Source organism: Pseudoalteromonas sp. NZS11_1 (assembly GCF_015864275.1).
Classification (GTDB): Bacteria; Pseudomonadota; Gammaproteobacteria; order Enterobacterales; family Alteromonadaceae; genus Pseudoalteromonas; species Pseudoalteromonas arctica.
Genome location: NZ_JADYXK010000025.1, coordinates 42,362 through 67,123 on the forward strand (window position 1 = coordinate 42,362; position 24,762 = coordinate 67,123).

Annotated in this window: 17 protein-coding genes; 8 read left to right on the plus strand and 9 right to left on the minus strand. The window is 38.1% G+C overall.

What is annotated here, in order from left to right:
• The first annotated feature begins 12 nt into the window (after positions 1-12).
• Positions 13-663 carry a response regulator transcription factor gene (locus I6F44_RS15805; RefSeq protein ID WP_007584799.1) on the plus strand — a complete coding sequence of 217 codons (651 nt, stop codon included), beginning with the start codon at positions 13-15 and terminating at the stop codon, positions 661-663.
• A gap of 151 nt (positions 664-814) precedes the next feature.
• Positions 815-2,188, plus strand: a complete 1,374-nt coding sequence (locus I6F44_RS15810) for an amidohydrolase family protein (RefSeq protein WP_121954095.1) — start codon at positions 815-817, stop codon at positions 2,186-2,188.
• A gap of 137 nt (positions 2,189-2,325) precedes the next feature.
• Here I6F44_RS15810 and purU read toward each other — a convergent pair whose 3' ends face one another.
• On the minus strand, positions 2,326-3,156 hold the full coding sequence (purU, locus tag I6F44_RS15815) for a formyltetrahydrofolate deformylase (protein WP_197174148.1): 831 nt from the start codon (positions 3,154-3,156) through the stop codon (positions 2,326-2,328).
• A gap of 213 nt (positions 3,157-3,369) precedes the next feature.
• On the minus strand, positions 3,370-5,256 hold the full coding sequence (locus tag I6F44_RS15820; RefSeq protein ID WP_197174149.1) for a hypothetical protein: 1,887 nt from the start codon (positions 5,254-5,256) through the stop codon (positions 3,370-3,372).
• A 217-nt stretch (positions 5,257-5,473) separates the two neighbouring features.
• Here I6F44_RS15820 and I6F44_RS15825 point away from each other — a divergent pair, with 217 nt between their 5' ends.
• Complete coding sequence (locus tag I6F44_RS15825; RefSeq protein ID WP_197174150.1) at positions 5,474-6,448, plus strand: DNA topoisomerase IB; 975 nt, start codon at positions 5,474-5,476, stop codon at positions 6,446-6,448.
• 48 nt (positions 6,449-6,496) lie between these two features.
• Here I6F44_RS15825 and pelG read toward each other — a convergent pair whose 3' ends face one another.
• The 7 genes from pelG to I6F44_RS15860 are packed head-to-tail and all read right to left on the minus strand — an operon-like array spanning position 6,497 to position 18,159.
• Positions 6,497-7,861 carry an exopolysaccharide Pel transporter PelG gene (pelG, locus tag I6F44_RS15830; RefSeq protein ID WP_197174151.1) on the minus strand — a complete coding sequence of 455 codons (1,365 nt, stop codon included), beginning with the start codon at positions 7,859-7,861 and terminating at the stop codon, positions 6,497-6,499.
• Complete coding sequence (gene pelF, locus I6F44_RS15835) at positions 7,849-9,366, minus strand: GT4 family glycosyltransferase PelF (protein WP_197174152.1); 1,518 nt, start codon at positions 9,364-9,366, stop codon at positions 7,849-7,851. The genes pelG and pelF overlap by 13 nt, the downstream gene beginning before the upstream one ends.
• Entirely contained in the window at positions 9,359-10,342 is a 984-nt protein-coding gene (locus tag I6F44_RS15840) for a HEAT repeat domain-containing protein (RefSeq protein ID WP_197174153.1), read from the minus strand. Before I6F44_RS15840 ends, pelF begins: the two co-directional genes overlap by 8 nt.
• Positions 10,339-11,637, minus strand: coding sequence for a PelD GGDEF domain-containing protein (locus I6F44_RS19735; protein ID WP_007584806.1), 1,299 nt, complete (start codon positions 11,635-11,637; stop codon positions 10,339-10,341). The genes I6F44_RS15840 and I6F44_RS19735 overlap by 4 nt, the downstream gene beginning before the upstream one ends.
• A complete protein-coding gene (locus I6F44_RS15850) occupies positions 11,634-12,149 on the minus strand; it encodes a hypothetical protein (RefSeq protein ID WP_007584808.1) in 516 nt (171 codons plus the stop codon). The genes I6F44_RS19735 and I6F44_RS15850 overlap by 4 nt, the downstream gene beginning before the upstream one ends.
• A gap of 14 nt (positions 12,150-12,163) precedes the next feature.
• Complete coding sequence (locus I6F44_RS15855) at positions 12,164-15,451, minus strand: tetratricopeptide repeat protein (protein WP_197174154.1); 3,288 nt, start codon at positions 15,449-15,451, stop codon at positions 12,164-12,166.
• Complete coding sequence (locus I6F44_RS15860) at positions 15,451-18,159, minus strand: endo alpha-1,4 polygalactosaminidase (RefSeq protein WP_197174155.1); 2,709 nt, start codon at positions 18,157-18,159, stop codon at positions 15,451-15,453. Before I6F44_RS15860 ends, I6F44_RS15855 begins: the two co-directional genes overlap by 1 nt.
• A 487-nt stretch (positions 18,160-18,646) precedes the next feature.
• On the opposite strand from I6F44_RS15860, the gene I6F44_RS15865 reads away from it, so the two are divergent.
• From I6F44_RS15865 to I6F44_RS15885, 5 genes are all read left to right on the plus strand, one after another.
• Positions 18,647-20,314: a methyl-accepting chemotaxis protein gene (locus I6F44_RS15865; RefSeq protein ID WP_197174156.1), complete on the plus strand. Its 1,668-nt coding sequence runs from the start codon at positions 18,647-18,649 to the stop codon at positions 20,312-20,314.
• Between the two features lie 120 nt (positions 20,315-20,434).
• On the plus strand, positions 20,435-20,968 hold the full coding sequence (locus tag I6F44_RS15870) for a MarR family winged helix-turn-helix transcriptional regulator (RefSeq protein ID WP_231612864.1): 534 nt from the start codon (positions 20,435-20,437) through the stop codon (positions 20,966-20,968).
• 117 nt (positions 20,969-21,085) lie between these two features.
• Positions 21,086-21,835 (plus strand): serine/threonine protein kinase, encoded by a 750-nt coding sequence (locus I6F44_RS15875; RefSeq protein ID WP_197174157.1) that lies wholly within the window; start codon positions 21,086-21,088, stop codon positions 21,833-21,835.
• A 314-nt stretch (positions 21,836-22,149) separates the two neighbouring features.
• Positions 22,150-23,502, plus strand: coding sequence for a magnesium transporter (locus tag I6F44_RS15880; RefSeq protein ID WP_007584828.1), 1,353 nt, complete (start codon positions 22,150-22,152; stop codon positions 23,500-23,502).
• Between the two features lie 55 nt (positions 23,503-23,557).
• Positions 23,558-24,619 carry a DUF21 domain-containing protein gene (locus tag I6F44_RS15885; protein WP_007584829.1) on the plus strand — a complete coding sequence of 354 codons (1,062 nt, stop codon included), beginning with the start codon at positions 23,558-23,560 and terminating at the stop codon, positions 24,617-24,619.
• Positions 24,620-24,762 lie beyond the last annotated feature (143 nt).

Below are 24,762 nucleotides of genomic sequence, written 5' to 3' on the forward strand. Positions count from 1 at the left end.
TAGGAGTGAACCATGAGTCAGTTTTTAATAGCGGACGACCATCCGTTATTTCGTGAAGCACTAAAGGGCGCATTGAGCGCAAAATTTGAAGGTTTAGAGGTTTTTGAATCATCCGATTTTGACAGCACACTGCAAGTGTTAAGCGAGCAAGAGGATCTTGATATATTACTGCTAGACCTTCACATGCCAGGTAATGGTGATTTATATGGTCTTATTCGTATTAGAGAAGAATACCCAAGCTTACCTATTGCCGTTGTTTCGGGTAGTGAAGACGCTAATATAGTTTCTAAAGTAATGGGTTACGGCGCTATGGGTTTTATTCCTAAATCGTCATCGTCTGATGATATTGCCAGTGCAATTAACCAAATACTTGAAGGCGATACATGGCTACCAAAAGAGCTAAAAAACAAAGTAGCTGAAATTGAAGGTGAAGACCGAGAAATAGCAGCGCAAGTTGCCTCATTAACACCTCAACAATACCGAGTGCTGCAATATCTGCACGAAGGTTTACTTAATAAGCAAATTGCTTATGAACTGCACATATCAGAAGCAACAGTAAAAGCACACATTACAGCCATATTTAGAAAACTCGGCGTGTACAATCGTACCCAAGCGGTTTTAATTGCCGCTAAATTAAAACTCGAGCCAATAGAGCAGGCATAATTTTTATACAAAAAGAGGCTAAGCCTCTTTTTTTGTCGTTTCATCCTTTTCTTTTCATTTTTATTCGACTAGCTTTTTTTTTGCATGTACTGTAAATAAATAGAGCAATAAGTAATCAAAAAGCAATCAAAAAATACTTAAAGGGATTATTATGTCTAAAATTAGATTGGGTTATCTATTTTTAATTGCCAGTTTCGTTTCTTTTTCTACCTTAGCAGAGAAAACCGCTTTAGTTGGGGGGCGGTTAATTGATGGTTTTGGTAATCAACCAATCGCAAATAGTGTGATATTGATTGAAAATGGAATCATTCAACAGGTAGGAACTATTGAAAGCTTAGATGTGCCAAGCAGCTTTAAAATAATTTCAACTGAGGGAATGGATGTACTGCCAGGGCTTTGGGAAAATCATGCTCACTTAATGTTAAATGGTCATTCAGATTATGTACATTGGGATAAAACCTATCTAAATCGATTGTCAGATGAAATTATGCCAGCAAGTGCACTGCAATTATTACTCGCAGGTGTTACAAGTGCTCGGGATTTAGGCGCACCACTGGCAGATACCGTTAGCATAAAAAACAGAATAAATAATGGTGATATTCCAGGCCCAAACTTATATGTATCAGGGCCATTTTTACAGCATGAAGCATATTCAGGGGCTAAAGCATTTCGATGGGGTATAAATGGTGTTAGTGATGCAAAAAGAAAAGTTAATAAATTAGCAGACGCTGGAATGGATATAGTTAAGCTAATAGATCAAGATAAAATGACGCTTAAAGAGGCACAAGCGATCGTTGAGCAAGCACATAAGCGAGGCTTGAAAGTTGTAGCTCATTCACATAGGCCTGATGAAATAAGACGAGGGCTTGAAATCGGAGTTGATAACTTTGAGCACACAGGGTTAACTACTGCACCTGAGTACCCTGAAGATATTGTTAAGATGCTGAAAGAGCGTACGGCCACAGGTAGAGTTGCCGGTGGTCCATTATTTTGGACTCCAACAGTTGAAGGTTTATGGAATTATCAGCAAACGGTTGCTAACCCGGAAAAGCTAGATAGTAAATGCTGGCAACGAGGTCTAAAATCAGACACGATAAGTGATATCCAGAACTCACTTAAAAATGTTGGACAACTAGAATATATGCAATTAACCCCATTAAGAAAGCCAACATTAAAACGAAAAATTGCTCAATTAAAAGATGCTGGAGTTGTTTTTTTGATTGGAACAGACAGCGGTATTCCGACAAAGTTTCATTGTCAAAGTACTTGGAATGAAATGGCAGTTTGGGTTGAGCAAATGGATATAAGTGCTATGGATACAATTCGCGCAGCCACATACTGGCCTGCAGTAATGATGGGAGTTAGCAAGAAAACGGGTACAGTCTCTGTTGGTAAAACCGCTGATATCATTGCAGTAAAAGGTGATGTTTTGCGCTATATAAATTTATTGCAAAATGTTGACTTTGTTATGAAAAGTGGAATTATTTATAAAGAACAAGGTTTACCTGTAGAAACGAATTTATAAGCAGGCTCAGTGTCTAAATGAAAGTGATTGAATGCAGTTTTCGATTATTATAATTTAGATATAAGCTCAAACTGTAGTAAGTCTACTCAGGTTAGACATAAAACAGTTAGGGCTTATTTTCAAAGAAGGATATTAGGTTAACTAAACACTACAGTTTTATTACCATTAATAAATAGCTTATGCTCTGATGCAAGTTGGAGTGCTTTACAAAACACTGTTTTCTCTACATCTTTACCCATTTTAGCCATCATTTCGGCGGTATTAGCATGTGTAACGCTTGTTACATCCTGCAAAATAATAGGGCCTTCATCAAGCTCATTATTCACAAAGTGAGCTGTAGCACCAATAATTTTTACGCCGCGCTCAAATGCTTGATGATAAGGTTTAGCACCAATAAATGCGGGTAAAAATGAATGATGAATATTAATTATTTTGCCTTCGAAGCGACCCACAAATTCAGGGCTTAAAATACGCATGTATTTGGCAAGACCAATAATATCAGGGTGGTAGCTGGCAATTAAATCACCTACTTTTTGATCGTGCTCGCTACGAGTTAGTCCTTCGTGCGATACAACATGAAAGGGCACATCAAACCCTTTTGCTAAAGGCTCTAAATCAGCGTAGTTAGCAATAACTGCTAATACTTCAATATTAAGAGTTTGTTCAAATTGCTTTAGCAACATACCACCTAAACAATGGGCTTCTTTAGTTGCAAGTAAAACTACTTTAGTTTTTGCACCGCAATGTAGGGCAAGTTTAGCGCCTTGTGGCAACAGTGCGCGTAGTTGATCTAAAAAGTCGCTTTGTGGCTCGCCTGTAAGCTCTGTGCGCATAAAAAATCGCTGTGCGTCTTTATCTACAAACTCGTTGTTACGCGTAATATTTAAATTATTTTTATGACAAAGCCCTGTGATTTTAGCTATTAAGCCTACGTCGTCAGCACATTGGGTGGTTAGTATATAGCTCATTGTCCTCATTCTTACCCTGTGATTAATACTTCATTATTTGTGTTTTGGCACATAAAGCAAGGGCTTTGTGGACTAATCCAATATTAATCATGTTGTTGAGTATAAAAGAGGTAGTAAAGTTAAAAGGTATTGAATAGAGGTTAATAAAGGATAAAAAAATGCCACCTAATTTACAAGGTGGCATTAATACTAATAATCCAGAGTTTAAGTTAATTAACCCTTTGGCTCGGGAGATAAGTTTTCTTCTTGTCTTAAATACCCTGCAGCTTCTTCGTCATCTTTAGCTATCGCTTGCTGAGTAGGTATAGCACGCGTTTGCTGGTTTAATTGATGTATTTGTGACGCATTACCTAAATCACGCTCACTGGTGATTGAGGCGATAGATTCACGGTCTTTCAAGAACGCGATAACGTCTTTTTTGATTGCTTGTAATTGTCCTTCGTCTTTATGCATTTCCATAATATGGCGAGGATGTTCAAGATTTTTCATACCTGTTGCTGCAAACGTAGTAGAAATAACACGAGAAACAATAATCCAAGGCGTTATGCTACTGCGTACTAAAGTATTTTCTGAGCGAGTACTATCGTGAATACCAGTACCTGTTGATATTTTAGACTCAGTAAATGTGCCTTCGCATTTAAAGTACACTAGTAGTGATTCAAACTGCATTTCAGCAAAAAATAGATGAGCTGTATTTGTAAGCAATTGCGCAAATGCTTTAATAAGTATACCTATTAGCAATAAGTGAAAGCTTGTCATTAATAGCTCACTAAATTGAATAACATGTTGGTTATTAAATGCTTGTTTAAAGCTACTAATATTTGCAGCGTCAACGTAATGATAAATATTAATAAACGAATACGCTAAAAACACAGTAAATGCTAACGCTACAATATAAAGCAAGTTACCACTTACTAAAGCAAGTAACCTTGCTAGCGTAAAGTTTTTACCTAAGTCTATTGAGTGCAGTTTAGGTTGAATCTCTTGGATCATTTCACCTTTAAAACCGCCTTTACCTTCAATTTGTTCTTGAAGCTTAGGATCTAATTCGCGATAAACTCTGTTAGGTACTTCTTTATAACGACGGTTAGCCATTACTAGGTTGTCTAGGTTTATAAAAATTTCGTCTGGATGAACAGACTCTTGCCAGTTTTCACGTAGTTCTGATACTTCAGCAGAAGGGGTAACTGCATTTAAACGCGCTTTAATCATAATAAAAGCAATTGCGCAGCTCAGAGTGGCTAATACAATAATCGCAATTAAGTACATGCCAGCATGAAGACTAGGTAGTTGTTCAATCCAGCCATCTATTTCTTGTTTGCTAATGTGTTGTTCTTTCATCAGCCATGACATCGAAAGGCCAATAGCGATTGGTAGAATAAAAGATAAAGAAATAATTTTAGCGAGTGCACCGGTACCAAGTGCTTCAATATTTTTTTCAGCGTTCCTAGAAATAGGTTTACCCGTAGAGCGCCACGAAAAAAGCACGTAGAACATTAATATGGCACTATAAACAGGAAATGCTAATTCGCCTGCTTCACCGGTAAAACCCGATAAAGATACAAATGCCACAAGGCCATAAGCAATAAGTGCAACAAGGGTACTTACCCATGAGCCAAATAAGCGCTGAGCAACATTACGAATAGGATAAGGTAGGAATAATAACTTAGGGATTAAGCTGTGAAGTAAACGTGATAAAAAACCATTAGGCTCTTTAAACGTACTGTTTTTACGACCAACCAGCATTTCTTCGAGTGATTGCGCGGTGTAGGCTACTTCTTTTTGTTCTTCTTGGGCGGTTGATGCTTGTGATTTGCTGTAGTTATAAGCAAGTGAAGTAGGGTGGTTTCTGCCTACAAAATATTTAAGAGTTGCATAAATACCACTTGAAAGTGAGCGAATGCCGAATGCTAAAATAAGCATGCCAAACACCATTAAAATCCATCCAGCGGTTGTATCTTCTTTTACTGAGCCCGCAGCAATAACAAGTAAACTGATACCCGCTATAGACTCAATGAGTCCTCTTACAGCTGTTACTTTACCTTCAAGTTTGAAGGGGTTTTTTAGTCCAAGATCAATCGATCCATAATCAAAAGCCATTGAATGCTCCTTTTAAACAGCATGCCCAATTAAGGGAGAATATAAGCGTAGTTATAATAACCATTATATATATCGTATTTTTGTTTTTGCTCAATTTTTGATTATATATCAATAAAGTCGTTCAGTTTAAGGTTATTTTAAAGTGGTACATTCTATGCTTTGAAATATAAGCTTAAGCGAGTTAACAATATCTCTTTTAAATGCTTGAGGAGGAATGATGGAATTGATTTACGTTGATGATAGTTTGCCCGGAATTACCCGAAAGCAAAAAAACAAACATTGGCAGTATTTTGACCCAATAGGAAAAATAATTAAAGAGAAGGCAGTTATTGAGCGCTTAAATTCACTCGCGTTCCCGCCTGCTTATAAAAGTGTATGGTTTTGCCCTGAAGAAAATGGGCATATTTTAGCAACAGGTTACGACAGTAAAGGACGAAAACAGTACCGGTATCATCCACTATTTACACAACAACAAGATGCTAAAAAGTATCAAGCTTGTAGTGTGTTTGGACATAAGCTGCCGTTACTTAGGGCTCAATTAATGGAAGCATTGCAAGGTGATGAGCTCGATTATGAACGTACTTTAGCAGCCATTGTTAGATTAATGGATTTAGGTGCTTTACGGGTGGGGAATGAACGTAATGTAAAACAAAATAAAAGTTTCGGAGCGACAACCCTAAGATCAAGGCATGCAAAATTAACAGGTAAAAATATTAGATTAAAATACCGTGCAAAGTCAGGCAAAGAAAGGGAAGTAAATATAACGGATAAAGCATTGAGTAGTGTTATTAAGGAACTTCAGGACTTACCCGGCCAACACTTGTTTCAATATACAGAAGGGGGGGAGCGCTCTAACGTTACCTCTACTGAAATCAATCAGTGTATTCAAAATATAATGGGTGAAGAATTTAGCGCAAAACACTTTAGAACATGGCGAGCAAGTGTGATTGCTTTTAAAGAAGTGTATGAAGCAAAAGGCGCTATTACATTAAAAACAATGCTTGATGAAGTGTCTTCAAAGCTTGGGAATACGCCAACAATAGCGCGTAATTCTTATATTCACCCTGATGTTATTGAGCTTTGTAAGAAAAATGAATCAGAACAAACTCATTGGCGCGACAATTTTAAATTACCCCGTAAAACAAAGTATCTTAGTCGGTTTGAGCGCGGTTTATTAGAGTTTTTAACGTAACGATAAAGGCTGTAGCTTACAGCCTTTATGCTAAGTTTTTATATTATGCTATTGCAGCATAAACGTTTCGTATTCTAAATCTTCAAATTGTTTTGAAAGCCAAAACAACCCTACTACCGAGGTAATAATAGTCGCTAATGCAAAGCCATAGCCATAAAACTGCGGTCCAAAAGCAATTGATAACAAAGTTAGAACAACATTGATTACTAAAAATAACCCCGCTAAAAATAGCACTGTTGAGCGTTTATCTAAATAAAACAAAATATTTAAAATAGATAAAAATATAACTTGTACCCCTACACCGACTACATCAATAAATAAAAGCGTTTTATAGTTTGGATCAATGCCAATAAAGGTAAGTATTTGCTCACCCCATAATAATAAGCAGGCAACGGTAATACCTTGAATTTTAAATATATCGTATAAACCGGCACGTGCAGTTTGGATCATATTGTCTTTTAATATGTAGATCTCTTCAAGAGATGAGCCACCACGAATAGCTGTGTAAAAACGGTCGTATTCTTCTACAAAGTCGGTTTCCATTTTTACTAAAAATACTGCCATACCGGGAATAATAGACAAATAGGCTAAAAATATAGGTAAGTCGTAAATTGGGCTAGCTCTTAACGTGCCAATAATTTGAATTGATGTGCTTGGAGAATACCAAAAAATGATTTTATCAGCCCATACACCAATGTTATAAAACAGACCACAAAAGAATAGGCTGTAATACACTTTTTTATTGCTTAAAAAGTCAAAGCTTATAAGTTTTTCACCTGGGTAGCGGCGAATAATCATAAATAAAAAGCCAAAAAAGAGCAGTGCTTCGCCAGCAAAAAATGCAAAAAATAAGCCGTCTAACTGCCAGTCTCTTAATAAATATGCAAGCAATACCATAAAGGCGTAACCACTTAGCATGGTAATTAAAATTAACCGGTATTCTTTCATACCTGATAGAAAAATAGCGCCAAGCCACTGATTACATAAGCTTACAAAGGCACCTAAAATTATAATCTTAGTAACAACGGGTATAGGGAGCATAGGCCATACACCTAAGCCGACTAATAGAGCAGCTATTGTTGTTACAAGTTGCGCACCAAGTAAATTAGGGAGTACTTTTGCCTCTTCTTTTTGAAAAAACAAATCGGCAATAAACCGAGTTAGTAATAACTGCAAGCCACCCGTTAAAATAAGTGAGGCAGCCATCATGTAGGTAACAAGCGTTAAAAATTGAATAATAAGTACTTTAGGTAATACAATTCCTAAACTTAAAATACCAATTAGCATTAACGCTACAATAGAGAGCAGCCAGGGGCCTGAGCCTATTAAACCTGCGTAGCCGTATGCTTCAAAAACTGAGAGCAGGGTATTTTTTTTGAGAATTTTTCGTATCTCAAAACCTATTCCGGCCATGCCATTGTATCCTTATAAAGTTTATCGTAACGGGCAAACATGTGGCTCTCGTCATAAAATTTTTGTACGCGGTCTAAACCACTTTTTTGATACTCAAGCCAAGCTTGCTCATTTGTTAGCATGTTTGATATTTGTTGTGCTGTTTCGCTAGGTGAAGCAATTGAGACAACTTCACCGGCTTTACCTAATGCTTTATCTTCATCGGTTCCGCCTTCGATTATTTCGCGGCACGAGCCAACATCACTAGCAAGTACAGGCACACCGGCCGCCATTGCTTCTAAAAGTACTAAAGGCTGCGCTTCGGAAATCGAGGTTAAAGCAACAATTCCGAGCTTAGGCAAAATTTTGGTAATATCTTGCATACCTAAAAACTTAACACTGTTTTGTAAATCAAGGCTGCCTACAAGTAGTTCACACTCTTTGTAATATTGCGGATCTTCTTCATAAGGGCCGATGATCCAGCCTTCGACCTCTGGTAATATCGATTGCGCTTCTTTAATCGCACGTATAAAGGTTTTAATATCTTTTATAGGCACTACACGTCCAATTAAACCAACAACCGGTGGTATCTGTTTTGGACGCTGCTCAAGTGCTTCAATAAAGCGTACTGTTTTAATGCCATTAGGTACAACAAATGCTTTTTCAGGCGCTGCACCATCTTTTATTTGGCGCTGCCTGTTACCGTCGTATAGCGAAATGATCTTATCTGCTTCTTGATATGTTGTTCGGCCGATTTGCTCAAAAAAGCTGATCCACATACGGCGAATAAAGCCCATCTCGGTATTTAAGTTTTTACCTAGGCTTTGCTCAGACTCTTTGATCCAAATGGCTTGAATAAGATCTATTTTTCTCTCTTTGGTGTAAATACCATGTTCGGTCAACAAAAAGGGAGTATCGCTTATTACACTGGCACCAGATCCTAAAATACCAGCATACCCGGTAGATATTGAGTGAATAAGTTTAACTTTTGGAAGTCCACGTGCAATTTCGGCTATTTTAAATAGCGGTTTATATAAATTGCGATATGACCAAAAAAAGTCAATAAAAGAGGATTCATCACAAAAAGTTGAATAGTAATTAGTGAGCACTTGCCACGATGATTCACTATATAAAAAGTCGGCTTCGTTAATACCGTCTTTTTTAGCCAAAGTTTCAAATGCAAATTTTAACAATTCAGTCGGGATAGGCTCGTTACAATCTCTAAAATAATTTTGTAGTTGTTGCCAGAAATCAAAGAGCTCTTTTTTATATTTAACCCCATGCTTGGCTTTTATTTCAGAAGTATCATTTTCCACTAAATAATGAACATGCAGCTTGGTAACGTTTTCAGGTAAAGTATATTGAATCTCGCCATAATGCTCTGGTGCTCCACCTATAAAAACAAGCTCAAAGTTATAATGAGGTAACCCTTCAATTATTTGATGAACCCAACTAGATACACCACCACGTACGTAAGGGTAGGTACCTTCCAAAAGCAGTAAAATGTCTGCATTTTTATTACTCATGCCAATACTCCTGCAAATGACGTAATTCACTGCCTTTAGGTTGTTCTGGGAGTTCTTTTAAATAGCGTTTACAGTCGTCAAACTTGTTCATACAAAAGGCAACTTCGGCTTTATAAGGGAGAACATGACGCCTTGCCATACCAAACTCAGTTGCTTTAAGTAAGTACTCATGGGCTATTTCGTATTTGTCTAAGGCTAAAGATATTCGGCCTAAAAATATAAAGGTTGCAGGTGTTTTTACGTGCTCAATACTTTGCTCTGCAAGTGCTTCTGCTTTTTCTAAAACATATTTACGCAGTGCACCTTGGGCTAAACCCAAATAGCTAAGTTCCCAATACAGTTCGGCTAGCTGTTTTTGTAAATGGCTCAATTTAGGCTGCTTAGTCGTAACGGCTATTTCTTGCTGATACAAACTGATTTTTTCGTTGAGTTTGGTTTCTTTACCATCAAGGGTTGAGTAGGCGAGTAGTCGAATATCATCTTCTAAATCTTTAAGTGCTAGCTTTAAAATAGGAATAGCTTGTGAGTCACTCATGTGACGAGCTGCCATTACAGCACTTAAACGTTTATTTGGTTCACTCGCGTGCTTTAAAATTGCTTTAAGTCCGCCAATAGAATAGGTCGGGTTTGCTGATATTGCTCTGGCTTCAAAAGGAAGCTCAGGTATTTTATGCTCTTCTATTTCTATCTCGTCGTTTTTGAGAGGCTTACAAAGAGCAAACGTAAGCGCTACTACAACACCTATAACTCCAAGTACGGGTAATGTAAACAATAATAAAAACATGAGCAAAAAAGAGCTATAAGGAGTCGTTTTGTATTTTTTGGGTATAAACACATAACTAACAATAGCAAAAAGGATGCTAGCAATAGCATGCAGTAGTATAGCTAAAAACCAATTAGGTGTTTCCAGTACTTCTATTAGTGCAAAGTACTGGCAAATACACCCTAATATCGCCGCTACAATAATTATAATCATGAAAGTGAAACCAATCTCTTTATATCATCTGAGCTTATTGGTAGTGCAAGTTGTTGCTCAATAACAATATCAAGCTCAGCTAAAGTGTTACCCGTACGCTCTTTACACCAGGTGTTCATTCGGGCGATAAATCCTGCTTTTTCAAGTTCATCAGCTAATGGCATTAATAGCAGTAATACCTGATTTTGATTATCATACAAATAAATGTCTAAACCACGGCGTGCTTCACTTAAATAACTCATAAGTTGAGTCGATTTATCAGTAATATTATTGGCTTTTATTTTTAGCAGCTGCGATGGAATGTTGTATCGTTTTGCTTCTTTATTCGCGCGTTTAACTTGGCGAATAAAGTACGGAGACTCTTCATATGTCATTACTGGGTTTGTTATTTCATGGCGCAGTAGGTCGCCAATATGCCCAGCCATAACAGCAAGTAGTGTAAGAGTGGTATTTTTAAGTGCAAAAAATTGTACTCTTTCAACTAAAATAGCGCCGTAAATTGTATTATTTACGTCGATAAGTGGGATTGCCATATGGTATTTACTTATACCTAACGCAGTTTTTGCGTCTTTTACTGATACTAATTCTTTTTCTTCAATCATCGCTAATATAAGAGGATCATTTTCAGCTATTTGACCCATTTGGCCAATAGAGGCAAGTGGAGGCTCTAAAACAGTGTCGTTTTCAACTTTATATAAGCCCGCTCTTTCTAATAAACCATATTCAACGAATAGGTCGATTATTTTTTGCGCTGCGCTATCAAGCCTTCTTTCTTTTAATAGCCCGATAGAGGTTCTTACTGCTTGTAGCGATTCACGCAAACTTAACGTATGACCAGCAAGCATTTGCTCTATTCTATCGTGAGATGAATTAATTAAGTGATACTGACGAGTAAATGTTTCAAGGCGATCGGTTACGTACTCAAGCTGAATACTTTGTTGTTGATTAGTACGTTCCCACACATCCCTAAATTCGCCAGTGATCATAATTACAATAATGTAGCCAATCATGGCGTTAATATTGAAGTCGCTTTGTGGTGATAAAATATTTGCTTGAAGTAAAAAAAGTTGACCAACAAGCAAACATAAAATACTAATAAAGCCTTTTGAAAAGCCATAACGTAGAGAAACTAAAAGTGGGCCAAGTACAGGCCACGAAAACCCTCCCTCAGTCCAAAATGGGTCCTCTGCGTTAAATAATACAGGCAGCCCTAAAGCAAGCGCGGTAAATATAAATACCTCAGCCCATATTTGTAGCTCAGGAACGTCTCTTGGTCTAAGGAAATGTGTTTTCACTCACTAACCTCTATATAAGAAATTAAATCGGCAATCACATCTTGTGCTGTTGCTGCAATGCTATCGCGGCCCCAACCACTTTTAGCAATAGTACCCGTCCAAATCGGCGTTGTTTGTCCATTTTCAGTAAGTGATAATGTAAGTGCAACAACGGGTTCGCCGTCAAGCCCAGCTTTGTAGCGCCACTCTTCAATGCTGCCTGTTAGTACATAGTCAGCTTGTTGAGTGCTTAACCACTGCATAGCATTGTCTAAACGGTATTGATCGTCCAGTGGTGGAAGCTCTTTGGTGTTTACACGAGGTGCGCGTATAAGAGTTGGTAATTTATTTTGTTGCCAAATACTGGCTAAAATATCTTCAGCACGCTCACCAGCAAGCGGTGTTTGAGCATGATTAACAAGTGGCATTAATGCCACAATTTTTGAAGGGCTAAGCTCTACATCATCAGCAACTCTGCTGGTGGTACATGCTGATAATAGTAATACCAAACACGGTATAATTAAACGAAACATACTCTCTCCTAACATTAAAAATGTACGTAATAACCTAATTGTAATTGTGTATCTGAGTTACCCACTTTATTACTACTTTGGTAACCCAGCTGTAATTTAAATAAATCATCGCCCAGTACAGACCAACCAGCGCCACTTGAAACTGATACATCTACTGTATCGTTAAGTGTTTGATAGCCAGTACTTATATCAAATAACCATGAAGGGCTTGCGCCTAAATAAGGAGGTTCTAAAGAACCAGTTGAAGCAAATGAGGTCCCTAGTGCAAAACGTCTAAATGGTTGAAGGTCAACTCTTAGCGGTCTTCTACTTGCATCTGTATTTATTAATGCATTAACACGTTCAAAGTCTTGCCATTGCGCACTAAAATAAGCGTTCCAAATTGGGCGGTCTTTTAAAATGCTGTATTGGTAACGTGCATTATATTCTTGGCCATTTATTAGTGAGCTGCCATCGCTTCTTCGAGAAAAAGACATCGCTGCTGCTGATAGCTGTACGTTTTGTCTACCATCAATATTGTAGTTAACATAGGCCGTGGCTTTATCTAGCTGAGCATAGCTAAGTAGCGCTTCTGATTGGCGGTTTTCAACATTATATTCAAGCTTTAAACCTACCTGTGTACGCGAATCCCATTGATAACGAGAGTCCAAGCTAAAACCTTGACGGCTAACTAAGCTGCCTTGGTGAGAATCTATTTTTGCATCAAAATACCAACGACCAAATGTCATCTTATCTTCTATTGCAAACAGTAATCCGTTGTTATCAAGATTTTGCTGATTACTTAAACTTAATTTCCATTGCCCATTAGCATAAGGGAAATAAACGTTTACATCATACTGGCTACTGTTTAAACCAGCCTCTGGCGATAGGTTTATTTCAAGCGCTCTAAAATAGGATGCGCGTGCATTTCTGAGTAAACTCAATTGCGATTCATTTGCCTCGCCAGTGAGTTCTTCGTACCAACGTTGCATGGTGGCATAGGGTTGTTTTAAATAGAGTAGGGCGTTTAGCTCATCTAATTTGCTTAGTGAACCTTCGGCTATAAGCTGTTTCGCTTTATTAAATTCGCCGTTGGTCATATAAAGTTGTAGTTTTTGCCATGGCTCTAATTTTTGTGCGGCCTTGCGCGCTAACCACCAGTTTGTTTGGGGCTCACCAATAGTGTCGGGGGCAAGTTCTTCCATTGTGTTTAATTGCATTAAATGAGGAACAGCCATCGCGCCCGCCCAGCGGAACATTAAGCCTCTGTATGCATATTTATCTTTAGGTAAGTGTTGCAGTAAATAGTGATTAAGTTCAGCAGCATTTGCATAATAACCAAGTTGCTTCATTACATCGGCTAAGTTAACCAGTGTTGTTAAGTCACTTGGATCTGCAATGGCTAATTTACGCAAATAAAAGTAAGCACTATTATATGATTTTTCATAAATAGATAAGCTTGCTAATAGCTGGGTCCACGCATAGGAAGGATCACTTTGTGAATAGCGAGCTAAAATGCGGCTAATCATCACAGTGTCGTGCATTTGCAGTGCTAACCAACCTTGTGCAAGCACAACATCAGGGTTGTATTCGCTTAATTTAGCGGCGCGGTTAAGCGTTGTGTAAGCATAATTTAAATCACTTTGGTTTTGATACCAATTTGAAAGAATTAACCAAGCAGGATAGAGAGCTTTATTATATCGTTGTTTATCAAGTTCAGCATGAATACGTGCAACTGATTTAGCATCATTTACTTGTGTACTTAATAATGCAATTTGAATCAATTGACGGTCAGTTTGCGACTCACTTTTCCATAAATAATCAAGAAGCTCCTGAGGCCGACCTTCAAAGCGCAATTGTTGGTAGTGCAGCATGTCGCCTACGCTTAAAGGGCTTATTTTTTGTAACTGCTCTAATGCATATAGCTCATGAGCTTTGTCTTTGACTCGCGTAGCCATATCTACATTGGCGCTCCAAAACTCATCGTCAGAACTTTCTTGCTTGCTTTTTAGTACTTGCAGAGCTGTAGCAAAGTCATCTTCTAGCCAAAATGCGCGGGCAATCCAAAGTAAATCTTCTTCATTTTTAGGCCCTTTATATGTAGGCCACAAGACCCTTAAGGCTTTTAAATTACCAGTATCGTGAAGCACTTTTGCTTTCCAGTATTGTGATAATACACTTTTACCATTTATTTGCTCAAAGCGTTCAATATTGTTTAACTCTTGCTTTGTGTTACCAATAAATTCGTTAGCTTGCATCCAATTAGCAAAACCATTGCCTTTCAGACTTCTGTTTTGCGCCTTGTATTCGTATATATCATTAGCATCTTGGTATAAATATAAAGCGGTGGCATCGTTAATACTGTCGGTAAGCATCGCAGGAGTTACTGCTTTGTTAGACATTAGCCATTTAAATTCTCGAAGAGCTTCTTTAGGCTTGTTTTGCCAGCGCTTTATCTTCCAATTTAATAAATGTAGCTCTTTGTCATCTGGGCTCTGTAGTAATAACTGTGCGAGTAATTGTTCTGCCCCTTTTGCATTTCCATTTGCTAAACGTAGGTGCATTGCTTTTGTTAAGTAGTCGGTGTTATTTGGCTCAGCTTTTAATAAGCTTTCAATGGCTTGAGCTGCATCTTCTGTGTTGCCAGCTAGGTTAGCTAAATAAAGGGTGCGTTTAACATCGGCTTTGTCACCATAGGTTTTCCACCATGCATAAGCTTGAATCGGGTTATTTGCGCCCAGTGCAGTTTCAATCGCTTTAGCTGCAATGTCAGCATTTATATTTATTTTATAAATTGCGAGTGCTTTGTCAGGTTCCCCTGCGCTTAACCAGTAATCGGCTGCAAGGAGTGGCTGTTTATTTTTTTGATAGTACTGAGCAACTTTTGCGTTTAACCCAACTGCTTTTGCAATAGTTAGTATTTGTTCGTTCCAATTTTTATGAGCACCTATTTTTAAAGATAGTTCTTCAAAGCGGTCGTCAATATTAGCCCCGCTTGCTAGCCATAGTGAGTAAAGCAGCTTTATTTCAAGCGTCGCTTTGCGCTCACCTCTAGGTAGTTTTTCAAGCTCGTTAGTGGCTTGTGAATACTCACTAAGCCCTATATGCAGCTCAACTAATTTTGCGCGTAGCTTTTCGTTGTCGGGCTCTGTGTTGAGCGCTGCATTAAGGTACGATTTTTCAAAGGTATAATCTTGTGAAAGTTCATCATCTTCAAAAAATAAGGTGTGAGGAAATAATGCATAAAGTGCAAAACAACTTACAGCTAATATTGCTAATATTGTTTTTACAGAAATTAACTGAGGGCGCTTTTTAGCATTCATTATCGAGCGACTCCATTGCAGTTAAGATAACCATAAAATTGACCCTTTGGTAGATTAAAGTGTGTCACATTAGCGCGTGTTACACCTTTAAAGTGCTCACCCAAATTAGATACAAATTCGCAAGAGCGTGCATTCATTAAATCAAGTGAAGCGGGTACCCACGCTTTAAAACTAACAGGCCCGTTAACTTGCCAGTTATTAATAACAACATTTGCAGACGCTAAATAAGGTTTTTTACTATTTTGGCTGTGATCAAAGCTAAGGCGAGCTATGTTATTTATAATGTGTATGTAGTCACCTTTTTCAGTTACACCCGATACACCTTCACTTTGAGCTATGTTTGGCACATCAAAATCGGTAGGTATCCGTAGAGTACGAATGTACTTTGAGCTAAATAACCATTCATTATTATTGTTTTTTGCAAGTGCAGAAAAGTAAAAATCTTTTGCTACTTTTGCATAATGGCTTAAATGCACAGGCGTATTTGGTCTTGCTAAAACATAATCTATGTTGTGTTTAAGAGCGTCTAAACCCGCAAGAACTTCGCCTGAGTAAAAGTGATAATAAATAGTGTAAGGTTTTAACCTATATGGTTTTTCTGTTATTTCGAAAGTTTCGGTTAAACGTCTAAAGCCGTAATAAGGGCCATGCCATAGGTTTGTGTAAACATTTTCATTTAATATGGGGGCATAAATTTGATACAGCAAATCACGCTCAGGTCGGCCAATAGGTGATATATGTGTAAGGCTAGGATTATCGGCATTTACATCAGTGTTACCACCGTTGACATTTAACACACCTGCATCACGAGCAAGTTCAAGTGCTTTAGGACCAGGAGTTGCATCGCCTGACCAAAGTATCATCACTGTTTTTTTATTTTTAGGTGTAAGCTTTTCATCAATATATTTTATCGAATCTGTAATTTCTTTTTTAAGGCTAATTGTGTTGTAGCCAGGTACATCTAGATGAAAACCGTAATTGGTGTCGTCTTCATCTATTTTTTTTCGCCCAGACAGTGCTGTCCAAAAATAGGGGTGACTATAAGTATGCGAAGCAACTTCTACGTAAGGTAGGTTAAAAATACTACGTGCAATGCCTTCAAGTTTGGCACTTTGTTTAGAGTGAATACCGCCTTCTTCAATGTCAGCTTGGATCACAGATGACGTTAAAGGCAGTTTATAGCGTTTAATTATTTCATCTCGAATTACTTCTGCTGAATAAGGCTTACCTTCGTAATGGGCAACACTTGTAAATCCATCTCCATCGATATGCAGCGTTAGCATTCGCCTGCCACTTTCGGTGGTTGTATCTGGCACTAATATAGGCGGTAGTCCCATAGCCTGAGTTAGTAGTGTACGCGGATCAATAACCCATTTGCTGCCTTCCATCGGAAATGTATCAATTAGCCAAGGAGCAACGACGACTGCACCATATTTAGTTTTAGCAGCTTGTACAACTATTGTGTCATCCGATGATTTTATTGTAATTAAAGGAGTCGCATCAGTTGCTAATTTGAGTAAGTATGGTTTAACAATAGGGGGAGGTGTTGTGGATTCTCCTTTGAGCCAAGGTGCAAAGCTATCTTGTTTATATGGACCTTCAGGCAGTGTGTTTAACGACTCAATACCCAAGCTTAATAATAATTTAGTTGATTGTGGTAACTCGCCTAAAATAAGCTCTGGCACCACACCTAAATTAGCTTCAAGCCAATTGGTAAGTGTTGGGGTGTAAAATGCGTCGCTTGAGGTCCACGAAATAATACCAGCATGTAAGCTAGGGTCAACCAAAGGTAAATCGCGCTTTGCCATATCTATGTAATCAGGTATATACCCCAAATACTCAATCATGGTCGCAAGCTTTAAATGGACGGTAGTATAAATGAGTGGCTTTACGTTACTGTTGTACGGAATTAGGATGCGCCTAGGCACTGGTGTAATTGATGATGTGCCCCACGTTTGCAGGTGACCATCGGTTACCCATGGATTAAAACCGGCGTCTATAATATTTTGTGCCATAGCGAGGCGATTATCGGGCTTTGCATAATCAATAACTTGGACGTTGAGGCCTAAGTCTTGTGCTGTTTTTAATTGTGCGCTTAGCCAATCTTGGTCGTTTTTGTTGGTCAGTTTATAGCTATTGTCGGTCGGATTAAAGTGGCTATACAAACCCTCAGCAACTAAGTCTTTGGCTAAATTAGCGAGTTTAGGCAATAACTCAAAGCCCCGGTTGAGGATAAGGTGCTTGTCAAAAGTCTCAGATAGTGAGCTTATTATGGTGACTAACCCAGCTTGTTGATCGGGTTTACTGTGTGTAGCATCTAATAGCTGATAGCTATCAAGGGTATCTAAAAATAAGCCGCTAAAGCCACGTGCTTTTAATGCCGCAGCGCTATTTGCAATATATTGTTGCCAATGTGCTGATGTTAAATCCGCAATGTGGCTATTCCAGTTGGGGTTTATGCTAAGTGATGACTCACTTTGATTAAACGACTCACCAACACTTAAATAAGCATAAACAGCAATATTACGCTGTTTAAACCAATTAAGTTCGTGCTCAGTCACAAGATCAGGCTGGACTACAACGCGAGAATAAAAGGTCATTTCGGCTAATGGCATCGGCGCTGAGTAGTAAAAAGCGATACTATTATTTACAGGTGCTGAGAATGCATGAGCAGACACTAAAAGTGCAAGGTATAAAATATATTTCATTAATAATTCATTTTTATTAGATTATAACTGTGGCTCAAAGTGATGCGTTCCGATTTTCTAGTTGTTTGGTATTAGTAATATAGGGTTATTATATGTTAATGGAAGTTTAATATCTATATGTTCATTATTTATATGAACCTAAAATCAATACTAACATGAGTCCTGCGTTAACTCATTACATAGCTGGCGATTAGTCGTCTTAGTACGCTATAAAATTAAGTTTAGATCAATGCAGCTGCTAGAACTTTAAATCTCTAATGAAAGAGTGGCAAATTATATATTAATTAATACGAAGGTCTCAGTGTTTTTAGTGTCCAAATACCTTCCTTGTGACTATAATATCTGCTAATTGAGCATAGTATGAGTTTACTCCCACCAATTTGTTTTTATTTACTATGCTTTTAAACCCAATAAAACAATGTAAACAGCCGTAATTTAATTTTTGGCTATTGTCGCTATATATGCATTTATATACCCCGGAGAAATAATGAGTAATTTAAGCTTGAAAAACAAACTGTTGTTATTAGCTATATTGCCCTTAATGCTACTTTTGATTAGCTTGATGCTGAGTTCTTATTATTTAGAGAATAAAAATCAGCAACAAAATTTTGAAGCATTTCAAACTAAACTAATAAGTGACAAACAAACGTTGCTAAGCACCGAGGTGGAAATTGCCAGTAAAATTATGCGCTATCAAATAGCAAATGGCTCTGAGCAAGATGCTAAAAACGCTTTAAGAGATTTAACATTTGGTCAAGGTGGTTACTTTTTTATATACGACACAAATGGCGTTAGTGTTTTTCATGCATTATTAGGTGATGCTATTGAAGGGCAAAACAAAATAGGGATGACTGACCCTAACGGTAAAAAAATAATAGTGGGTTTATTAGATCAAGCTAGAAAAGGCGGTGGCGCTTTTAACTATCATTTTCAAAAACCAAATACCACAGGCTTAGTTGAAAAAATGGGCTATGCAGCAATGATCCCAGGTACAAACTGGATGATTGGTACTGGCGCATATATGGATGATATAGACGCAGAACTACTTAAATATCAAACAGCAATGCAAGAGCACATGAATGATAAGGTAGTGACCTTATTGCTAATTGCTTTATTTTGGGTTGTGTTAACTATTATATGTGCGTTAGTTGCCGCAAATACAATGGTAAAACCAATACAGCGTATGGCGCAAAGCCTTGACGACATTGCTAAAGGTGAGGGCGATTTAACCAAACGTTTAGACATTGATACTAACGATGAAATAGGCCAACTTGGCGAAGCATTTAATATGTTTGTAAGTAAGCTACATGGCATTATTGCCAATGTGGTTGATGTAACACACGATGTAAAAACAGCCTCTAGTGATATAAATACACAAACACGATTAATTGAAGACAAACTACTTAATCACAATCATGAAACAGACCTTGTTGCGACGGCTATTACCGAAATGTCGGCTACTTCTCATGAGGTGGCTCAAAATACGAATCAAGTGGCAGAGTCAACCCAAGCGGCAACGCAAGAAGTTGCTAAAGCTCAAGAGTGTGTTGATATTTCACTCAGTGAGGTGTCTAACCTAATGGGCGAGATAAACCTAGCCGCAGAACAAGTTGATTCACTCAGTGATCAATCTAAAAAGATTAATAGTGTACTAAGCGTAATTGGTGGAATTGCCGAGCAAACAAATTTACTTGCACTTAATGCTGCAATAGAAGCTGCACGAGCAGGTGAGCAAGGGCGAGGGTTTGCTGTTGTTGCTGATGAGGTAAGAAGCTTAGCAAGTCGTACTCAAGTTAGCACATTAGAGATTAGTGAAATGTTGAGTGAGTTACATAATTTAGTATCGGATGCTGTAGCCGCAATGCAAGCGAGTCAGAATAGTTGTAATCGCTCAGTAGAATCGTCTCGTGCTATTTCAGAAAGTTTAGGTGCGGTAACAACCTCAGTTAGATCAATTAACGACATGAGTACGCAAATTGCGACAGCGGCGCTGGAGCAAAGTAGCGTTACAGAAGAAATAAACCGTAATGTATTTGCCATTCAAGAAATCGTTAATGAACTAACTATTTCAAGCAAAACTACCTCTTCGGTAGGCCAGCATTTAGCTGCGCGTGGTGAAAACTTAGGCCAGCTTGTTGGCCAGTTTAAAATTTAACAAAGTTTAAAGCTTTACAGTAAAAGCCGCTAATAGCGGCTTTATTTTTGTGGCTTAGTTTTAGCTGCTTAGTTTTTATAAAAATTATTGAATTTTTTGTATGTGTTAAGGTCTATCAGCATGCAAATATACCTATACAGTGGAATAACCATGCAAAACATGCCATCAATTAAACGTTGTACTCGAGAAGAGTTAGCGCCAGAGCAAGACTTGGGGCGTTTAGTGTCTTTTTTACGCTCGAGATTAGCCATTCATGTTGATGCCAAGTTACTTCCTATGGACTTAACCTCAGCGCAATATATTGTGGTTGTACTACTTGCGAGAGAGTCGGTTAATACGCTTGCAGGACTTTGTGAGTATATGGTTTATGATCGTGGCGCTATGAGCCGCTTACTAAACCGACTTGAAGAAAAAGGACTCATTATTAAAACGCAATGTGAGCTTGATAAGCGCTCAACTATTTTGTGTTTAAGTGAAAAAGGTAAAGCTCTTTGTCCTGAAATTATGCCTGTAGTAAACGAAGTCTATGCTCAAGCATTAAATGGTTTTTCAGAGTCAGAAAAAAACCAAATAATAGACTTACTATTTAAAGCTATAAATAATCTAGATACATTACCCGAAACTCCCCCCACAAATAGATTATCAATAAAATAGCGATACTGTTTCAACAGAAAGTTAGCGTGCTAATTAGTTGATCTGATTGTGCGTAGAATCTAACTTTGATAATATAGTTGCCTAGGCAATTAAAGTTATCATCTTGTTAGGTTTGTTATGATTGAAAATAATTTGTTAGTACAATTACAGCAGCAATATCCAGAACATACTTTTATGCAACATCACTTAAGTGTTGTCCATAAGGGACGTTTTGCTAACGCGATTGTGTATCGATATAAAGATAATGAATTTGATTTAATTGTTAAAGATTTTAGCCAAAGCCCCTGGTTTATCCGCAAAACATTTGCGCGACTATCTGTAAACCAAGAATATAAAGGATTGAGCCGTTTAGCTGAGCTTGATGCAGTTGCTAACCGCTTTTGTAGACTATCGCCGATAGCCGTAGCTTATAACTATATTGAAGGCACACCACTGCGCGCTTTAATTCATGAAGATAAAACGCTACCAGTAAGCTTTTTTAGCGAGCTTGAGCGTCAAGTAGCAAAAATGCATCGTAAAGGCATCGTGCATTTAGACTTGCGTAATATGGGTAACATTTTATGTGGCGCAGACGGTAAACCTTATTTTATTGATTTTCAGTCCACTATTAGCTTTTCACGTTTTCCGCGCTGGTTGCAACGCTTTATGCGAGGGTCTGACATGTCAGGTGTATATAAAGCATGGAATAAATTGGGTGAGCAACCTCTACCACAAAAAAAGCAGGACTATTTAGAGCGCTTTAATCACGTGCGTAAACGCTGGATTTTTAAAGGTTACCCAATACAGCGTGGCTATGCGTGGGGCGCTGCACTTATTACTCAATTTGTAGATTCAGACTTAGTACGAAATATTACTGATAGACTTTAATTTAAAGCACAAACCGTAATTTAAAAACACCTAATTCATTGTGTGATTTTGCCCATATTAGCCTAGCTAATATGGGATTTTTTTTATTATAAGTAATCCCTTTGGTTTGCTTACTTGTTGTTTAATCCCTCAAAAACAATTCCTTTTACTGTTTTTTTAATTTTTTAAAATAAATATTAGTACTGCATTTAGTTTGCCCATACAATGCGCAAAAATAGCTTGCGCATGCTTAATAAGTTCACGTTTTTTCTGCAATTTTTTATTGTTCAAGTAGACTATAAATAATGTGCGCTTTTAAATTTTAAGGTTTTAAGATGATTGAGTATCCGGTAGACCAACTTCCACAGCTCATAAATGATTTATTGCAATGCGATACAACAGAACGCAAAAATAAATTATTAGCAGATGCGCAGTTAACGCTTTCAACAGAGCACCTGTCATTACTTTTTGAGGCGATACCAAAAGAACAACGACTTGAAATTTGGCAGTTGCTTGACGAAGACACGCAACACGAAATTTTTGTTAATTTAAGTGAAGATAGTTGCTTGTGGTTGCTGCAAACACTAGAAGACACTGAGGCTTTTAAACTTCTTGATGAAGTTAATGTAGAAGAGCTACTGGAACTTGAAGAAGTTATACCAGAGCGATTTGTTGAGTATGCAAAAAAGCAACTCGATGAAGCGCAAACCAAACAATATGATTTAGCGCAGCAATACCCGCCAGAACAACTTGGTCACTGGTTAGGTTTTGACTTTTTAAAAGTATCAGAGAAGCTAACTGCCGGTGGCGCTAAAAAATTGCTACATAAAGGTTTACCGCAATACAGTGAGGTTATTTATTTGGTAAGCCGTAAGGGCAGCTTAATAGGTGAGGTTGCGGTAAATGATTTAATAAAAGCCAGCGACACCGATAACTTAATGACATTGGCAAATCATGACTTTTCATCGCTCCATGCTGATGATGATTTATATGAAGCGGCAGAAGTGGTGATCCACAGTGAAAAAATGGCACTGCCAGTGGTTAATGCTGATAACAAATTACTTGGGCGATTAACCATTGCCTCAGCGTATGAATTACGCCAAGAAATTGCTGATGAAGCTGCCGCTAAAGCCGGTGGTTTACGTGAAGACGAAGACCTGTTCGCAAGTGTGCGAAAAAGTGCTAAAAACCGTGGTATATGGTTAGGTATTAACTTAGCTACTGCCTTTTTAGCGTCTTGGTTCATCGGTTTATTTGGCGCAACTATAGAACAGGTTGTAGCACTAGCTGTATTAATGCCAGTGGTTGCTTCTATGGGCGGGATCGCAGGTAGTCAAACATTAACCGTTATTGTACGTGGTTTAGCGCTCGGACAGGTTACAGATTCAAACCGTAATGCGTTGCTTAAAAAAGAGCTGCGTGTTGGCGCTGTAAATGGCTTGGTATGGGCGTTTGTAATCGGCCTGCTTACCTTTTTATGGTTTAACGACTTAATGCTTAGTATTACGATTACGGTAGCCATATTATTGAATTTAGTGGCCGCGTCACTAGCGGGTGTTGTTATTCCGTCTATTTTAGACAAAATGAAAATTGATCCTGCGTTATCTGGTTCGGTAATTTTAACTACCGTTACCGATATTGTTGGGTTTGTTACCTTTTTAGGTTTAGGCAGTTTATTGCTTTTATAAGCCTTATACCAATTCGCTTAATTAAGTGAATTGGTATTACTAACAGGAAAATACAATGACCTTTGAAGTCATGATTTGGTGTGCAATTGCTTTGTGTATTTCACAATCGGCAATATTTTCGGGCTTAAACTTAGCGTTTTTTTCACTAAGTAGGCTTCAGCTCGAAATGGAAAGTGCAAAAGGGAACGAGGCGGCCATAAAAGTGATGGCCCTTCGAAACGACTCTAACTTTTTATTATCGACTATTTTGTGGGGCAACGTAGGTATTAACGTACTACTTACACTACTTTCTGATTCGGTATTAATGGGTGCAAGTTCGTTTTTATTCTCAACTATCGCAATTACTATTATTGGTGAAATAACACCGCAGGCTTATTTTTCGCGTAATGCGCTAAAAATGGCGAGCCTACTTTCGCCGCTAATTAAGTTTTATCAGATTCTGTTTTATGTAGTTGCTAAGCCAACGGCTTTAATTCTCGATGCATGGTTAGGTAAAGAGGGGATTACGTACTTTGCTGAAAGTGAGCTCAGAGGTATTATTCGCAAACACATAGAAGCAGAAGAGGCTGATGTTCAGCACGTTGAGGGAATAGGCGCGCTTAACTTTTTTAGCTTAGATGAAATAAGCGTAACCAAAGAGGGTGAAGTAATTGATCCAGACTCTATTATTGCTTTGCCTACTAAGCTTGATTTGCCTATTTTCCCAGACCTTACATTAACGACTGATAATGAGTTTTTACGAAAACTACATAAGTCAGGTTATAACTGGGTGATCATTACCAATGAAGACGGTTGGCCTTTATTAGTGGTAGATGCTGACGGCTTTTTACGTTCGGCCTTGTTTGAACCAGAGACGTTCGACCCTTATCATTATTGTCACAGACCTATTATTGTTGCTGATGAAGCGATGCGCCTGAGTGAAGTTATTTTAAAAATACGGGCTAGTCATTCTTTAGATAAATCGTTTGATGGGGCCATTGATCACGACGTGGTGTTAGTGTGGAGTGATGTGAAGCGCATTATTACCGGCGCTGATATATTTGGTCGGTTACTCAAAGGTATGAGTGCACCAAAACTCGAACTGCATGAAAATACAGAGAATAAAAAGCCGCTATAAAGCTGTCTCTTGATCACAAGTTTGACTCAAGAGATTTTGCTAAATCGTAGCCTTCCAGGATGGCTTGTAACTTAAGCCATCCTTGCCATAACACTTTCACAGATGCACGCCCTGTGCGCTTGGTATCTTTCCAGCCTCCTAAC

Bases quoted from the DNA above. Each gene is read 5' to 3' on its own strand.
- I6F44_RS15805 (WP_007584799.1), top strand. From the start codon at position 13: ATGAGTCAGTTTTTAATAGCGGACGACCATCCGTTATTTCGTGAAGCA.
- I6F44_RS15810 (WP_121954095.1), top strand. From the start codon at position 815: ATGTCTAAAATTAGATTGGGTTATCTATTTTTAATTGCCAGTTTCGTT.
- purU (WP_197174148.1), bottom strand. From the start codon at position 3,156: ATGAGCTATATACTAACCACCCAATGTGCTGACGACGTAGGCTTAATA.
- I6F44_RS15820 (WP_197174149.1), bottom strand. From the start codon at position 5,256: ATGGCTTTTGATTATGGATCGATTGATCTTGGACTAAAAAACCCCTTC.
- I6F44_RS15825 (WP_197174150.1), top strand. From the start codon at position 5,474: ATGGAATTGATTTACGTTGATGATAGTTTGCCCGGAATTACCCGAAAG.
- pelG (WP_197174151.1), bottom strand. From the start codon at position 7,861: ATGGCCGGAATAGGTTTTGAGATACGAAAAATTCTCAAAAAAAATACC.
- pelF (WP_197174152.1), bottom strand. From the start codon at position 9,366: ATGAGTAATAAAAATGCAGACATTTTACTGCTTTTGGAAGGTACCTAC.
- I6F44_RS15840 (WP_197174153.1), bottom strand. From the start codon at position 10,342: ATGATTATAATTATTGTAGCGGCGATATTAGGGTGTATTTGCCAGTAC.
- I6F44_RS15850 (WP_007584808.1), bottom strand. From the start codon at position 12,149: ATGTTTCGTTTAATTATACCGTGTTTGGTATTACTATTATCAGCATGT.
- I6F44_RS15855 (WP_197174154.1), bottom strand. From the start codon at position 15,451: ATGAATGCTAAAAAGCGCCCTCAGTTAATTTCTGTAAAAACAATATTA.
- I6F44_RS15860 (WP_197174155.1), bottom strand. From the start codon at position 18,159: ATGAAATATATTTTATACCTTGCACTTTTAGTGTCTGCTCATGCATTC.
- I6F44_RS15865 (WP_197174156.1), top strand. From the start codon at position 18,647: ATGAGTAATTTAAGCTTGAAAAACAAACTGTTGTTATTAGCTATATTG.
- I6F44_RS15870 (WP_231612864.1), top strand. From the start codon at position 20,435: ATGCAAATATACCTATACAGTGGAATAACCATGCAAAACATGCCATCA.
- I6F44_RS15875 (WP_197174157.1), top strand. From the start codon at position 21,086: ATGATTGAAAATAATTTGTTAGTACAATTACAGCAGCAATATCCAGAA.
- I6F44_RS15880 (WP_007584828.1), top strand. From the start codon at position 22,150: ATGATTGAGTATCCGGTAGACCAACTTCCACAGCTCATAAATGATTTA.
- I6F44_RS15885 (WP_007584829.1), top strand. From the start codon at position 23,558: ATGACCTTTGAAGTCATGATTTGGTGTGCAATTGCTTTGTGTATTTCA.